The 14,175-nt window shown below is 55.0% G+C and carries 12 protein-coding genes; 4 read left to right on the forward strand and 8 right to left on the reverse strand.

The genetic code is table 11. The features are described from left to right. Nucleotides 1–22 precede the first annotated feature (22 nt). The 6 genes from RG807_RS11430 to speA all read right to left on the reverse strand — a co-directional run bounded on the left by RG807_RS11430 (nt 23) and on the right by speA (nt 8,242). A complete protein-coding gene (locus tag RG807_RS11430) occupies nt 23–1,975 on the reverse strand; it encodes a cation:proton antiporter (protein ID WP_309044999.1) in 1,953 nt (650 codons plus the stop codon). A 21-nt stretch (nt 1,976–1,996) separates the two neighbouring features. Next, nucleotides 1,997–2,788 (reverse strand): tRNA cyclic N6-threonylcarbamoyladenosine(37) synthase TcdA, encoded by a 792-nt coding sequence (gene tcdA / locus RG807_RS11435; RefSeq protein WP_309045000.1) that lies wholly within the window; start codon nt 2,786–2,788, stop codon nt 1,997–1,999. Between the two features lie 135 nt (nt 2,789–2,923). After that, nucleotides 2,924–4,699, reverse strand: coding sequence for an acyl-CoA dehydrogenase C-terminal domain-containing protein (locus RG807_RS11440; protein WP_309045001.1), 1,776 nt, complete (start codon nt 4,697–4,699; stop codon nt 2,924–2,926). Between the two features lie 265 nt (nt 4,700–4,964). Further along, a complete protein-coding gene (locus tag RG807_RS11445) occupies nt 4,965–5,603 on the reverse strand; it encodes a ChrR family anti-sigma-E factor (protein ID WP_309045002.1) in 639 nt (212 codons plus the stop codon). After that, nucleotides 5,600–6,199: a sigma-70 family RNA polymerase sigma factor gene (locus tag RG807_RS11450; RefSeq protein ID WP_309045003.1), complete on the reverse strand. Its 600-nt coding sequence runs from the start codon at nt 6,197–6,199 to the stop codon at nt 5,600–5,602. Before RG807_RS11450 ends, RG807_RS11445 begins: the two co-directional genes overlap by 4 nt. Before the next feature lie 132 nt (nt 6,200–6,331). After that, entirely contained in the window at nt 6,332–8,242 is a 1,911-nt protein-coding gene (gene speA, locus RG807_RS11455) for a biosynthetic arginine decarboxylase (protein ID WP_309045004.1), read from the reverse strand. A 214-nt stretch (nt 8,243–8,456) separates the two neighbouring features. Between speA and speE the strand changes: the two genes are divergently transcribed. Continuing rightward, a complete protein-coding gene (gene speE, locus RG807_RS11460; RefSeq protein ID WP_309045005.1) occupies nt 8,457–9,338 on the forward strand; it encodes a polyamine aminopropyltransferase in 882 nt (293 codons plus the stop codon). A 66-nt stretch (nt 9,339–9,404) separates the two neighbouring features. On the opposite strand, the gene RG807_RS11465 is transcribed toward speE, so the two are convergent. Together RG807_RS11465 and glnK are read right to left on the reverse strand one after the other, a co-directional pair. Beyond that, entirely contained in the window at nt 9,405–10,673 is a 1,269-nt protein-coding gene (locus RG807_RS11465; protein ID WP_309045006.1) for an ammonium transporter, read from the reverse strand. A gap of 71 nt (nt 10,674–10,744) precedes the next feature. Continuing rightward, nucleotides 10,745–11,083: a P-II family nitrogen regulator gene (glnK, locus tag RG807_RS11470; RefSeq protein ID WP_200203395.1), complete on the reverse strand. Its 339-nt coding sequence runs from the start codon at nt 11,081–11,083 to the stop codon at nt 10,745–10,747. A 390-nt stretch (nt 11,084–11,473) separates the two neighbouring features. On the opposite strand from glnK, the gene RG807_RS11475 reads away from it, so the two are divergent. The 3 genes from RG807_RS11475 to trmB all read left to right on the forward strand — a co-directional run bounded on the left by RG807_RS11475 (nt 11,474) and on the right by trmB (nt 14,169). Further along, nucleotides 11,474–11,728, forward strand: coding sequence for an accessory factor UbiK family protein (locus tag RG807_RS11475; RefSeq protein ID WP_298452910.1), 255 nt, complete (start codon nt 11,474–11,476; stop codon nt 11,726–11,728). A gap of 90 nt (nt 11,729–11,818) precedes the next feature. Beyond that, the gene (locus RG807_RS11480; RefSeq protein WP_309045007.1) at nt 11,819–13,345 is read left to right on the forward strand and encodes a YifB family Mg chelatase-like AAA ATPase; all 1,527 of its coding nucleotides are present in this window, start codon (nt 11,819–11,821) and stop codon (nt 13,343–13,345) included. A gap of 71 nt (nt 13,346–13,416) precedes the next feature. Next, nucleotides 13,417–14,169, forward strand: coding sequence for a tRNA (guanosine(46)-N7)-methyltransferase TrmB (trmB, locus tag RG807_RS11485; protein WP_410800629.1), 753 nt, complete (start codon nt 13,417–13,419; stop codon nt 14,167–14,169). Nucleotides 14,170–14,175 lie beyond the last annotated feature (6 nt).

Raw genomic sequence — 14,175 nt, forward strand, 5'->3', positions numbered from 1 at the left:
CCCTGAAGTACTTTTGCTGAATTCAGCTTCTGGGGGACGAGCTTTCTGTTGAGGAGTCGCCCTCTGAAGCTGAGGCCTCCTTCCCGGGGGTCGAGGGCTCTTTGCCCATGACCGAAGGCTCCTTACCCATAGCCGAAGGCTCTGCTCCTTCCCCATTACTTTCTCTGCTTTTCCGTTCTTTGCGGTCTTGTGGTGGCACCAGGCTTATCAGGATCCAGTCATCATCTGGTTTCAGATCATCCATGCTGCGCACTGGTTTGATGCGGCTCTTGCTGTCAAATACAAACAGTACCAAGGCCTCTCCCTGGTACTTCGCCAGAAAGTCGTTGTATTCAAACTCTTCGCTGAGCTGGGTGGTTTTTACCGTGTACCCCTGGCTCGCCAGGCTCGCAAGGTTGGCGTAGCTCACGTCGTCGAACAGGCCGCGAGTCATCTGAATCTTCCCTGCGGTCTGGTGCCGAGCCTTCTGATCCTGGTCGCCTTCCGAAAGGCTGAATACGCTGGTGTCACCGAACCAATCGAGGAAGTGGTAGGTGGCCAGCGAGTTCATGTGTTTGTACGGAGAGATAACCAGCAGGTTGCCGATTCCAGTGAGATCAAGGTGAGTTGAGGCATGCTCGGAAATCGGGTTACCGAAATACACCTTCAAGTTGTCCATCCGCGCCTGGCGCACGTTCTCCCAGTTGGTGTCCGCCAAAGCTACCGGAACGTCATGTTTTTTGAGAGCTTGCCCAATCATACGGGCCACCGGGTTAGCGCCTAAAATCAGAAAACCATACTCAGCCGGCTCGGTGACTTTGAGCAATCGGGCGATAGGCCGTGCAGTCAGGCTTTGCAGCGTAACAGTGGCAATAATCAATACGAACACCATGGGCACAAGGGCGGCTGCGCTTTCGTAGCCTAGGTTTTGAAGCTGGAAGGCGAACAGGGCAGAAACAGCAGCCGCAACAATGCCTCTTGGCGCAATCCAGCTTAAGAACAGCTTTTCACGCAAGTTCAGATCAGTGCCTATGGCCGAAAGAAATACGCTGAGTGGCCGGGCGACCAGCATCAGAACAGCGAGAACCACGGCCAATCCCCAGCCCAGATCCGCAATGGCAGCAAACTCGACCCGGGCGGCGAGGATGATAAACAAAGCCGAAATCAGCAGTACGCTCAGGGACTCCTTGAACTCCAGAATACTGTCTACAGAAACCTGCTTCATATTGGCCATCCAGATGCCCATGACCGTAACGGTGAGCAGGCCGGATTCGTGGGCCATTTCATTGGAGAAGGCGTAGACACCCAGCATAAAGGTGAGTGTTGCGGCGTTGTGCAAGTAGTGCGGCATCAGGTGCTTGCGCAGCACCAAGCCATTCAGATAACCCGCCAGAGCACCAGTGGTGAAGCCGATGACCAGGGTTTTACCGAAGATATACAGGGAATGGCCGAACACGTTCCCCTGACCCCATGACACTATGCCCTCGAATACCAGAACTGCTAACAGGGCACCTACAGGGTCGATAATGATGCCTTCCCAGCGCAGGATATTGGCCAGCTTGGCGCTCGGGCGCACAGAGCGAAGCAGGGGCGCGATCACGGTTGGCCCTGTGACAACAGAAATTCCACCAAAAAGCATGGCAACAGCCCATGAAATCTCCAATACCCAGCGTGCAGCCAGAGTGGCAATAATCCCGGTAACAACAGAACCAACGAATATGAGATTGCGGGTCATTTTGCTGTGCCCGCGAATCTCATCAAAGCGCAGAGTCAGGCTGCCTTCGAACAGAATGATGGCAACCGCCAATGAGACCATGGGAAATAGCAGGTCACCGAATACTTCGTCGGGCTTCAGAAAACCCAGTACCGGGCCCACCAGAATACCGCCGGCAAGCAGAAAAAGAATGGCAGGCACGCGCACACGCCAGGCAAGCCATTGAAACGACAGTGAAAGAATACCAATGATGGCAAGAATCAGGACTGTGCTGGCTGGCATAAAGATCTGGAACCCGTGTGATTATTGGTTAGCGCGTTTTGCAATGCGATTTAACAGCCGGGAAGCTGCAAACAGGCCAAAGCTGGCCGTAACAGGGCAGGCGGCGCCAAAGCCGGTGGCGCAGTCTAGCCGTGTGGGGCCCGAGGTTGCAGGCTTTTGCAGGCAAATTTCGCCATCTCCGGCAGGATATGTGAGTTGTTCAGTTGAGTATACGGCCTCGATCCCAAATCGCCGCTTTGGATTACGAGAAAAACCGTATTCCCGGCGCAGGAGATTACGAACCTTCGCCAGTAACGGATCCTGTGTGGTTTTGCTGAGGTCTGCCACCAGAATTTTAGTGGGATCTGTTTGGCCACCCGCGCCTCCGGCGCAGACGATGGGGATCTTGCCCCGTTGGCAGTGGGCAATCAGGGCCGCCTTGGGTTTCACGCTGTCTATGGCGTCTACCACCGCTGTCATGTCTGGGGTGATCAGCTCGGCCAGGTTTTTCAGAGTGAGAAAGCCAAAGTGAACACGGATATCGGCATGGGGATTGATGGCTTTCAGCCGATCCGCCATGGCATCGGTTTTTGTGCGCCCGTACTGGCCTTCCAGAGCATGGAGCTGGCGGTTGGTGTTGGACACACAGATATCATCCATGTCGACCAGTGTAATAGTGCCAACGCCACTGCGGGCTAATGCCTCCGCCGCCCAGGAACCCACTCCGCCCAAGCCGATTACTGCAACGTGGGCATCGCGGAAGGCGTGCAGGGCGCGGCGCCCGTAAAGGCGTTCAATGCCGCCAAAGCGGAGAGCATAGTCGTCGGTGTTCATGGGGTCTCCGTTTGGATCCGGGCGCTAGCCGGATGAAATCAAGGGCGCGATTATACCCTAGTGTCTGAGCAGACATAAAACAGGTGAAAAAAGCCACGCATTGTGTGGCTTAATCAAGAATGTCTGGCTGAGGGCTCAGGCAGCCCAGTGAGCGTCCTCCATAGCCATAAGAGTGTCCTTTCCACTCTCAATGTCGCTCAACAACCAGTGAATTTCCGGCAACAGCTTGTCAAAATAGAAGCGGGCAGACACCAACTTGGCCTCCAATAACGGCTTGTTGCCTTCTCCTGCCGCAAGTTGCTGACTCGCCACATTTGCCATGCGCGACCACATATAGCCGACAACCGTCAGCGCCATCAAACGCAAATAAGGTGTGGCTGCTGCGCCGGCCTGCTCAGGATCTTTCGGGGCGTAGGTTGCCAGCCACATGGTAGCTTTTTCCAGCGCACCCATGGCACCTTTCAGGTCTTCGCGATGAGGCGCTTCCGGGTTGTCCTTCAGGTAGCCTGAGAGTACACCAAATAAAGTGCGCACAAGCTGCCCGTCTTTCAAGCTCAGTTTCCGGCCCACCAGATCCATCGCCTGAATACCGTTTGTACCTTCGTAGATGCGGGCAATACGGCCATCACGAACCAGCTGTTCCAATGGCCAGTCGGTGGTGAAACCAGAGCCGCCAAGTACCTGCAGACCTGTATTGGCATTATTGGCGCCTTCGTCGGTCAGAAACGCTTTGACTACGGGGGTGAGCAGTTGCACCAGATCATCCGCCGATTCGCGTGTGGATTCATCGGTGTGGGCGACTGAGAGGTCCAGCTGGTGACCGGTAAACAACGCCAAAGCACGCATACCTTCATTCAGGACCTTCTGGCGCATCAGCATTCGACGCACATCCGGGTGCACGATGATCGGGTCTGCCGGGCCATTCGGGTTCTTCGGGCCGCTCAGGGAACGGCTTTGCAGACGCTCTTTGGCAAATGCGAGGCTCTCCTGGTAGGCCATTTCCGCAAGGCCCAGGCCCTGCATGCCAACCATCAGGCGGGCTTCGTTCATCATGGTGAACATGGAGCGCATGCCATCGTTCGCCTCGCCTACCAGCCAGCCTTTGGCGCCCTCAAAGTTCATCACGCAGGTGGCGGAGCCCTTGATACCCATTTTGTGCTCCAGGCCACCACAGAACGCCGGGTTGCGCTCGCCGGATTCCGGCAGAAACTTGGGCACTATAAACAGGGAAATGCCTTTAGTGGTATCCGGCGCGCCGGGCAACTTGGCTAGCACCAAATGCACGATATTGTCAGTGAGATCGTGTTCGCCGCCGGTAATCCAGATTTTGGTGCCCTCAATGGCGTAGCTGCCATCATCATTCGGCGTGGCGCGGGTGCGAATCATACCGAGGTCGGTGCCACATTGAGGTTCTGTCAGACACATGGTGCCTGTCCATTCACCGGAGATCAGCTTTTCCAGATAGGTTTGCTTCAGTTCGTCAGATCCGTGGGCGTAAAGAGCGCTGATGGCACCATGGGTCAGCCCCGGGTACATGCCCAGAGACAGGTTGGTGGAACACACCATTTCATCCACCACAAACTTGAGGGTGTGGGGCAGGCCTTGACCGCCAAATTCTACGGGTGCATCCAGAGCCGTCCAGCCGCCTTCCACAAACTTTTTATAGGCTTCCTTGAACCCTTGTGGTGTTTTCACATCATGGGTTCCAGGATCGTAGTGGCAGCCTTCACGATCACCATTCTGGTTGGTGGGCTGAATGACTTCGGCAGCCAGCTTGCCGGCTTCATCAATCACTGCAGAAATAAGATCCGGTGTGGCATCGGCGTACTTTTCCAGTTCGTGAAGCCGGTCAACACCCAGTACATCAAACAACAGAAAGCGAAGATCATTTGCTGGAGCCTGGTATTGCATGAGCATTCTCCTTGGTGAGCGCTTTTGGTCTTTTGCTGGTGTTATTACCAATTCATACGGCTGTTTTAATTCGGTGGTTCACCGGTTTATTCGGTCTGGGGCAACTGCAGGTGCACAGCCCGGCTGAGACCGCCGGGAATCTGTTGTCAGTTATTGGGGGGATAGCACACAGAAGGAGAAGAGCCGCTTTAGGAGCTGGGACGGCTCAAGCTTGCCGAAGTAATGGGCAGCTAAAGCGGCAGTAAACCGAAATGGGCGTGAAAAGTCAGCGTATAAACGGGTTCAGCAAACGAGTGAAGGTGCCCGTCAGCTTCAATGGAGCACTCAGAACCGAAAGCGTAATGCAGTCATCTGAACCCAGTGCGATGGGCTTGTGTTCATCCTGTTCATTCAGAACCACAAAATCCCATTGGTTGAATACGCCTTTCTGGTCAGAGAACATTCCCTGCAACACGATGGTTGTTTCTGTGCCACGATGGGTGTGAGCGGGCGCTTTGCCTCCTGCTACCAGTTTCTGTAAGACAACCTGCTCATTCTGGCCCGGAAACTTTTCGGTGATGTCCAGAACGCTGACATCCCCCAGTTGTCGTTTCCAGGGCAAATTGTTGATGTCTTCACCTAACAGTTTCTGGAGAAGGCTCGTCTTTGGCTGCACGGTCGCTTGTGGTTTGAGCTCCGGAGAGCTGTCAATTCTGGCAAGAATATCGTCGAACATCGCCCCGGAAACGCTGACTTTTGGCTGCTGCTCCATCATCACAGCACCAAGGCTGTCGAGGGTGTCAACCTGGTGGCGGCAATGTGAGCATTTATCGAGATGGAGGCGGATGCACAGAGCGTGGGGTTCGCTCAGGTTGCCCGCACTGTATTCCATCAGGCTCAGGCTATCGGGGTGATGCCGTGTCATACGTTCTGATCCTGCAAAATCACTTTCAGTTTGCTTAGCGCCAGGCGCACCCGGCTCTTCACCGTGCCCAGGGGAATGTTCAGTTCGTCGGCCACCATCTGGTGGGACTTCTGCTCCATGTATACCTTGGCAATGACCGTAATCTGATCTTCAGGCAGTTGGCTGAGCGACTCCCTTACGCGCCGCTCAGACATGAGCCGGTGCAGAGAGGTTACCGGTTGGTTGTCGTCTTCTCCGGGAATCTGCCAAAGATCTTCGGTTTCAACCGCCATTTCAACACTGGTTCGGCGCATCTTGCGCAACATATCAATGCGCTGGTTACGTGCGATGGTGAAAATCCAGGTGGAGGCTGCGGCTTTTTGCCAGTCATAAAGGCTGGCCTTGCGCCAGATAGAAACGAATACTTCCTGAACCAGCTCATCTGCGTGACTGGCCATGCCGTTTGCCATAGCGTAATACTTGAGCTGTGGCGCGAAGTGCTCAAACAAGGAGTGATAGGCTTGGCGGTCCTGGCTTTTCCCCACCTTCACCAACAACTGGCTCCAAGGGTCCTTTCGGCCCTCGGCACGTGCTGGCTGTTGATCCAGTGTGGTCACCGGACGCTCCTTGACTGTTGCATGATTTATGTTTGTTACGGTATTCATTCTATGCACTCGCCCCGAGAATGTCAGTCACCGTATTTACGGGGCGGATTTCAGTGCGGATCAGTCTGGTATCGAAAGAAACGCTTATTCTTCGAGATAGGTGTATCCCTCAAGCCCGGCAGCCAGCTCTTCCTGCAGCGCGGATTGGATACCTTCAGGCAAGCCGCTTGAAGCAAACTTGTTGCGGTAGGCTTGCAGCAGGTTGTTGGGCTCGAAGTTAACATACCTGAGCACATGGGCCACCGTGTCGCCGATAATGGGCGTATTGATGTCGTAGCCCCCGGCTTCGTTCAGGCGCACGTCTACAGAATGCGTGTCACCAAACAGGTTGTGCATATCCCCCAGGATTTCCTGATAGGCGCCGGTCATAAAGAAACCCATCAGCAAAGGCTCGCCAGGCTTCTCTTCGGGCAGGGGTAGGGTGGTTTCCGTGCCTTGGCCATCCACGTAGCGATCGATACGACCATCCGAATCACAAGTGATGTCTTGAATAACGGCTCTGCGGGTAAGCGGGCGGTTAAGACCATTCACCGGCATTACCGGGAATATCTGGTCGATCCCCCACACATCCGGCAATGATTGAAACAGCGAGAAGTTTACAAACAGCTTCGCAGCAAGCTTTTCGTTCAGCTCGTCAATGATTTCACGGTGGGCACGGCTGTTTCTGTCCAGCTGACCATGAAGCAAACGACAGCAGCGGATATAGAGTATTTCCGAATCTGCACGCTCCTGCAGCGACAGCGTACCGTGGGCAAACTGGCCGTGAACATCTGACATGGCGTGCAGCACGTCGTGATAAATTTCTGCCAACGAGCGCGGGGATTCGGGGTCTTCCAGGCTCTTCAGGTCACGCCATAGATCCTGCAGAGGTGCCGGTGCATCCTGCTCTGGCTGTTTGGCAGAGTGATCTTCCGGCTCCTCATGGTCAATTACATTGGTCACCAGCACAGAATGGTGTGCGGTCAGTGCCCGGCCGGATTCGCTGATCAGATCTGGATGCGGAAGGTTGTAACGATCACATTCAGCTTGCAGCACGCGCACCACGTTGTAGGCGTACTCATACATTGTGTAATTCATGGAGCAGGCGCTGCGGGAGCGGGTACCCTCGTAATCAACTCCCAGACCACCGCCAATATCCACAGTGTTCACCGGGGCACCCATGTGTCTCAGTTCGCTGTAAAAGCGCGCACATTCCCGCAACCCGGTCTGAATATCGCGAATATTGGCTATCTGGGAACCCAAGTGGAAGTGCAGCAGTTGCAGGGTATCCAGGGCATCGGCTTGGTGCAGCGTGTTCACGACATCCAGAACCTGGCTGGCAGACAAGCCGAACTTGGACTTCTCGCCGCCCGTGTTCTGCCAGTTGCCCTTACCAATGGTGGCCAGACGAACCCGAACACCAATAAGGGGAGAGACCTCCAGCTTTGCGGCTTCTTCCAGGATCAGCGGCAGCTCCGATTGCTTTTCCACCACAATAAACACCCGGTGGCCCAGCTTCTGGCCGATCAACGCCAGGCGGATGTACTCTCTGTCTTTGTAGCCGTTGCACACGATAACCGAGCCAGCCTGCCTGGCCAGTGCCAGCACGGCCATGAGCTCTGGCTTGCTGCCGGCCTCCAGGCCGATTTGGCCATTGCTGGCAGCCGGTTCTGCAGCAATCAGTTCTTCAACTACTCGCCGCTGCTGGTTTACCTTGATGGGATAAACCGCGGTGTATTGCCCTTTGTAGCCATGCTCCGCGGTGACTTTGTTGAACGAGTTGCACAGCTTGTTCACCCGGTCGTGAAGAATGTCTGTAAAACGGATCAGCACAGGCAGCTGGAGCCCGGAGTCCACCAGCGAACGTGTTAACTCTGGCAGGTTGATTTCTGCATCGTTCTTGCCTCGGTTTGGCCGAATAACAACCTCGCCCTCGGTATTAACGCCAATATAGCCATCGCTCCATTGGGTGATGTTGTAAACCTTGTGAGCCGGGGAGGCGCTGGTGTTGCTCATGCTTGCAATCCTTATGGAAAACCTGGGCCGGGCAGGCCGGCTGCCTGGCTGGTATTGTAGGGTTTAGCCTTTGCAGCTGAAAGAGGCTGTGGCCATCGATTTTTCGGCAACAGGGCTAAACCACAATAATTGCCAACAAACACTATGGCTGACCGGCACACGCCCCTACAATACCGGTTTTGGCCATTGCACCAGGGTTTTGCAGGAGAGCACCATGACAACGCTGAATAACGATTGGTTCACCGAAGTATTCCAGGATCAGGGAACCGCCTTCTCCCTTCAGGTGAAGAAGAAACTGCACGAAGAGCAAACACCGTTTCAGAAACTGGAAATCTACGAAACCGAAACTTTCGGCAACCTCATGGTGCTGGATGGCTGCGTGATGTTGACCACTCGGGATAACTTTCTCTACCACGAAATGATGACCCATCCGGTGCTCTTCACCCATAAAAAACCGAAAAAGGTAGTGATTGTGGGTGGCGGCGACTGCGGCACCTTGAAGGAAGTGCTGAAGCACCCAGACGTTGAAGAGGCATGGCAAGTTGAAATCGACGAGCGTGTCACCCGCATGTCTGAAGAGTACTTCCCCGAACTGTGTGAATCCAATGATGACCCACGAGCCAACTTTTTCTTTGGTGACGGGGTTCAGTGGATGCGGGAAGTGGATCCTGGCAGCATCGATATCATCATCATTGACAGTACCGACCCGGTCGGCCCTGCTGAAGGACTGTTTGCTCTGGATTTCTATCGCGATGCCATGCTTGCGCTGGGTGAGGGCGGTATTATCGTGCAGCAGAGCGAATCGCCGTTGCTGCACACGGATACCATCATCAAAGACATGCACAACGACATGCGCAAAGCTGGCTTCGACCACGTACAAACCATGCCGTTCCCTCAGCCTGTATACCCCACCGGCTGGTGGAGCTGCACCATGGCTAGCAAAGGCAATCCGCTGAGGTATTTCCGCGAAGACGACGCCAATAAACGCCCCTTCGTGACCCGCTATTACAACAGCGGCATGCACCACGGAGCGCTGGCTATGCCGCAGTTCATGATCGACGCACTTGAAGATGAGACACGTCCGGGTGAAAGTTAAGATTTAGCTCCGCTTGAAAAAAAGGGGTGCCATTTGGCACCCCTTTTAGCATGGATAGAATCTGTATCACTTCCCGGTAACAAACTCCGGATAAGCCTCCATGCCACACTCAGACAAATCAACGCCCTCGTACTCGTCCTGTTCGCTGACTCTTACTCCCATTACCGCCTTGATGATGCCCCATGTCAGCAGGCTGGCGAGGAACACCCAACCGAAGATGGTTGCGGCGCCAATCAATTGCCCGCTGAAGGTTGCATCGGCGTTGGTGACAGGTACCAGCATCAGTCCGAGCAAGCCGCATACGCCGTGAGCCGAGATGGCGCCCACCGGGTCGTCGATACGCAGCTTGTCGAGAAAGATAACGCTGAACACCACAGCGACACCGCCCAGGCTGCCCCAGAGTGTTGCAATCAAGGCACTTGGAGTGGAGGGTTCGGCGGTGATAACCACCAGACCAGCGATTGCACCGTTAAGGAGCATGGTTAAATCCGCTTTACCGAACAGTAGGCGACCGGTTATCAGGGCGGCGATGGCGCCACCAGCGGCAGCTGCGTTGGTGTTGAGGAATACCATGGCAACGGAGTTGGCACTGGCGATATCGCCCAGTTTAAGAACAGAGCCACCGTTGAAGCCGAACCAGCCCATCCACAGAATGAAGGTGCCTAGCGCAGCCAGCGGCAGGTTGGATCCGGGGATTGCTCGGATTTCGCCCTGGGGACCGTATTTGCCTTTCCGTGCGCCCAGCAGCAGTACACCCGCAAGAGCGGCGGCCGCGCCTGCCAAGTGGACGATGCCGGAGCCGGCGAAGTCACTGAAACCAAGGTCGCCCAGGTTATACAACCCGAAAACATCCTTGCCGCCCCAGGTCCAGGAGCCTTCCAGAGGGTAGATGACGCCGGTCATTACTACTGCAAAGGCGAGAAAAGCCCAGAGTTTCATTCGCTCCGCAACGGCGCCGGATACGATCGACATGGCGGTGGCGACAAATACCACCTGGAAGAAGAAATCCGCAGCGCTGGAGTAAATGGCACCGCCCTCAAAGCCATCTTCACGGCCTGCAAAATCACCCAGAACTGCTGCCGCATCGGTTTGCTCAATGCCGTTCAGTAGGAGGGTGCCGTCGTACATGATGGCATAGCCGCACACCAGATACATGGTGCAGGCAATGGCATAGAGTGCGACGTTTTTGGTGAGGATTTCAGTGGTGTTTTTAGCTCTTACCAGCCCGGATTCGAACATGGCAAAACCGGCAGCCATCCACATTACTAATGCGCCGCACATCAAGAAATAAAAGGTATCTATTGCATACTGCAGGTGAAAAACATTGCTTTCCATAGGAAGCCCTCCGCACAAGGCACTTCAGAGTGGTTTTTTTGCGTTGGTTTGTTCAGGTAATCAGAGCCGAATCAGACCGCTTCTTCGCCGGTTTCGCCTGTCCGAATTCGAATCGCCTGTAGCAGTTCGGTCACGAAGATCTTGCCATCGCCAATCTTGCCGGTATTGGCAGCTTTGGTAATGGATTCGATAACCTGATCCAGCAGGTTGTCGCCAATAGCGACTTCCACTTTCACCTTTGGCAGAAAATCCACCACATACTCTGCGCCACGATAGAGTTCCGTGTGGCCCTTCTGCCGTCCGAAGCCTTTCACTTCGGTGACGGTTACGCCTTGTACGCCAATCTCGGATAGTGCCTCTCGGACATCATCCAACTTGAAAGGCTTGATGATCGCTGTCACAAGTTTCATTGCTTTCTCCTTGGTAAAACCGTCCCAACATACGAGGCCACCGGCCATTCGTTGAGTTCGGAGTGCTGCTGCTCTGCACGTCAACTGTGCGGATTGCGTACAAGAGCTATAGCACCGGGTGTGCCAACGCAAAAAAATACATTTAAATCAATATTTTGTAGCTTTATGATTGCAGGGCGGTATTAATCCTGGAACCAGTTTATGCACCAGATTAGGGCGCTCTGCCATCCCGTGAGCCACAACGGAGCAAGCCAAGGGGCAGGCAGGGTTATTATAGTGCTCACCACGCCTAGTATGGCAGGGCTGGCTGTGTGATACACTCCTGCTAACAGGTAGCGGCTGTTGTCTTTTGGCCGAAACCGGACATTATTTTAATCAGTGAGGTGACGAGTGAAAGGCCCACAGGATATTTTTGCGCAATTGCAGGGGCAGTTTGGGCAATTTGTACCGGATATGGCACGTGCTGCCAGGGACGATTTTGAAACCCAGGCCCGTGCTACGGTCATGGCGGTACTGTCTCGCCTGGAACTCGTGACTCGCGACGAATTTGATGCCCAGCAAGCAGTGCTTATGAAAACCCGTGAAATGGTAGAGTCCCTCGAAAAAAGAGTGGTTGAGCTGGAGAAGTCTGCGAAAGCGCAGTAAGTTGATTTTAACCCCGGCAGGAAGCCGGGCTAAGGTGGGTCCATCAGCCCAGGGCCCGCACTGATTCGTCAGAAACCATGGAAGGTTGTTATGCTTGCCGTTGTTCATTCCCGCGCCATCATTGGCGTGTCTGCACCCGAGGTCACGGTTGAGGTTCACCTCTCAGGAGGACTCCCCGCGCTTTCTATTGTTGGCCTGCCAGAAACCGGGGTGCGTGAAAGCCGCGAACGGGTAAGAAGTGCATTGTTGAACGCAGGCTTCGAATTCCCAGCCAGAAGAATAACCATCAACCTTGCCCCCGCAGATCTCCCGAAAGAGGGTGGGCGTTTTGACCTGCCCATTGCTCTTGGCATCCTGGCCGCTTCAGGACAGATTCCTGCCGAAAGCCTTGCTGCCTTGGAGTTCCTTGGAGAGCTCTCCCTCGATGGTGCACTTCGCCCGCTAAAAGGCGTGTTGCCTGCGGTTCTCGCAGCGCGGAATGCGGGGCGGAGTTTGCTGGTGCCCAATAGCAACGCTGAAGAAGCAGCGCTTGCAAGCCATGATGATGTGCTGGCAGCAGGGCATATACTGGCGGTTTGCGAGCACTTGTGTGGGCGCGCCAGATTGGTGCCTGTGCCCCGCACAAAGCCTGAACCATTCGCTCTTTCGAGTACGCCTGATCTCGCGGATGTGCGTGGCCAGAGTGTCCCTCGCCGGGCACTGGAAGTGGCTGCCGCTGGTGCCCATAATTTACTCTTTTTTGGCCCTCCAGGAACCGGCAAGAGTATGTTGGCCAGCCGGTTACCCGGAATCCTGCCGGACTTGAGCGATGATCACGCCATGGAAGTGGCCAGCGTGCACTCGGTCGCCGGGTTGGGAGTGGGCGAGGGCAGTTGGCGCCAACCACCGTTTAGATCTCCCCATCATACCGCTTCCGCAGTGGCGCTGGTGGGCGGGGGCAGCAGCCCGAGGCCGGGCGAAATCTCGCTGGCACACCGGGGGGTGCTTTTTCTTGATGAGTTGCCGGAGTTTGAGCGTCGGGTTCTGGAAGTGCTGCGTGAACCCATGGAAACCGGTGAGATTTCCATCAGCCGCGCGGCGCGGCAGGTCACTTTTCCTGCTCGATTTCAGGTCATCGGCGCGATGAACCCCTGCCCATGTGGTTACAACGGGCATCCCACCATTGAATGCCAATGTACGCCGCAGCAGGTGATGCGTTATCGCTCGAAAATTTCCGGGCCACTGTTGGATAGATTCGATTTGCACGTAGAAGTGCCTGTGCAAAGTGGCGATGTGTTGATGCAATCCGGCGGTGACGGCGAGCCCAGTGCCGCGGTGCGAGAGCGGGTAGCGCTTGCCAGAGAGCGCCAGACACAACGCGGGTGTGTGAATGCGACTTTGGCCGGCCGCCAGTTGCAGAAGGCCTGTCGCCTTGAATACACCAGTGAAAAGTTGCTTTCTGGCGCCATGGAAAAGCTGGGGCTATCAGCCCGGGCGCTGCACCGGATACTGCGGGTTGCCCGTACACTGGCAGACCTTGATGGGTCAGATTCGGTTACTCAGCCTCACCTGATCGAGGCCCTGGGTTACCGACAGTTTGATCGCCAAACCGGAAAGAGCTCTGTGGTATCCGCCTGATTCTTTCTACTCTGGTAAACTGTATGCAAATACCGTTAACAACACCCACAGCCGGGGGTTAAGGATTGCAGATGACTGATCAAAAAGAACCGCACGACCTTGGCGACGAAAATCTATCGAAACAAGCAACAAGCGACTCACCGATTACAACTCGTCGCGGCGTCCGTAGTTTTGTGTTGCGCCAAGGGCGCATGACGGAAGGCCAGAAAAAGGCCTACGAGCGCAGTTGGCCAAAGTTTGGCTTAAGCCGTGAAAACGGAATGATTGACCCGCGTCAGGTATTTGGCCGCGATGCCATGCTCAACCTGGAGGTCGGTTTCGGCATGGGTCGTTCCTTGGCGGACATGGCTGAAGCGGCGCCGGAGCAGGATTTCATTGGAGTGGAAGTTCATTTGCCGGGCGTGGGCGCTTTGCTCAAGGAGATCGAAGAGCGAGGCCTGGAAAATATCCGCGTTTATAACATAGATGCTAACGATGTGATCGATCTATGCCTGCCGGATGCCTGCCTGGATCAGGTTATGGTTTTCTTCCCGGATCCCTGGCACAAAAAGAAGCATCACAAGCGCCGGTTGGTTCAACCTGAATTTGTTCAGCGCATCCGCCACAAGTTGCGTGTTGGCGGCATTCTGCACCTGGCTACAGACTGGGAAAACTACGCAGAGCATATGATGGACGTAATGGGCGAGTCGGAAGGTTTTGCTAATACCCAGGAGCAGGGCAAATACTCACCGCGACCGGATTATCGCCCGGTCACCAAGTTTGAAAAGCGTGGGGAAAACCTGGGCCATGGTGTTTGGGATTTGTTGTTTCACCGCACCAACTAGGTTTCA

It is taken from the genome of Marinobacter sediminicola, assembly GCF_031157525.1.
Taxonomy (GTDB): domain Bacteria; phylum Pseudomonadota; class Gammaproteobacteria; order Pseudomonadales; family Oleiphilaceae; genus Marinobacter; species Marinobacter sediminicola.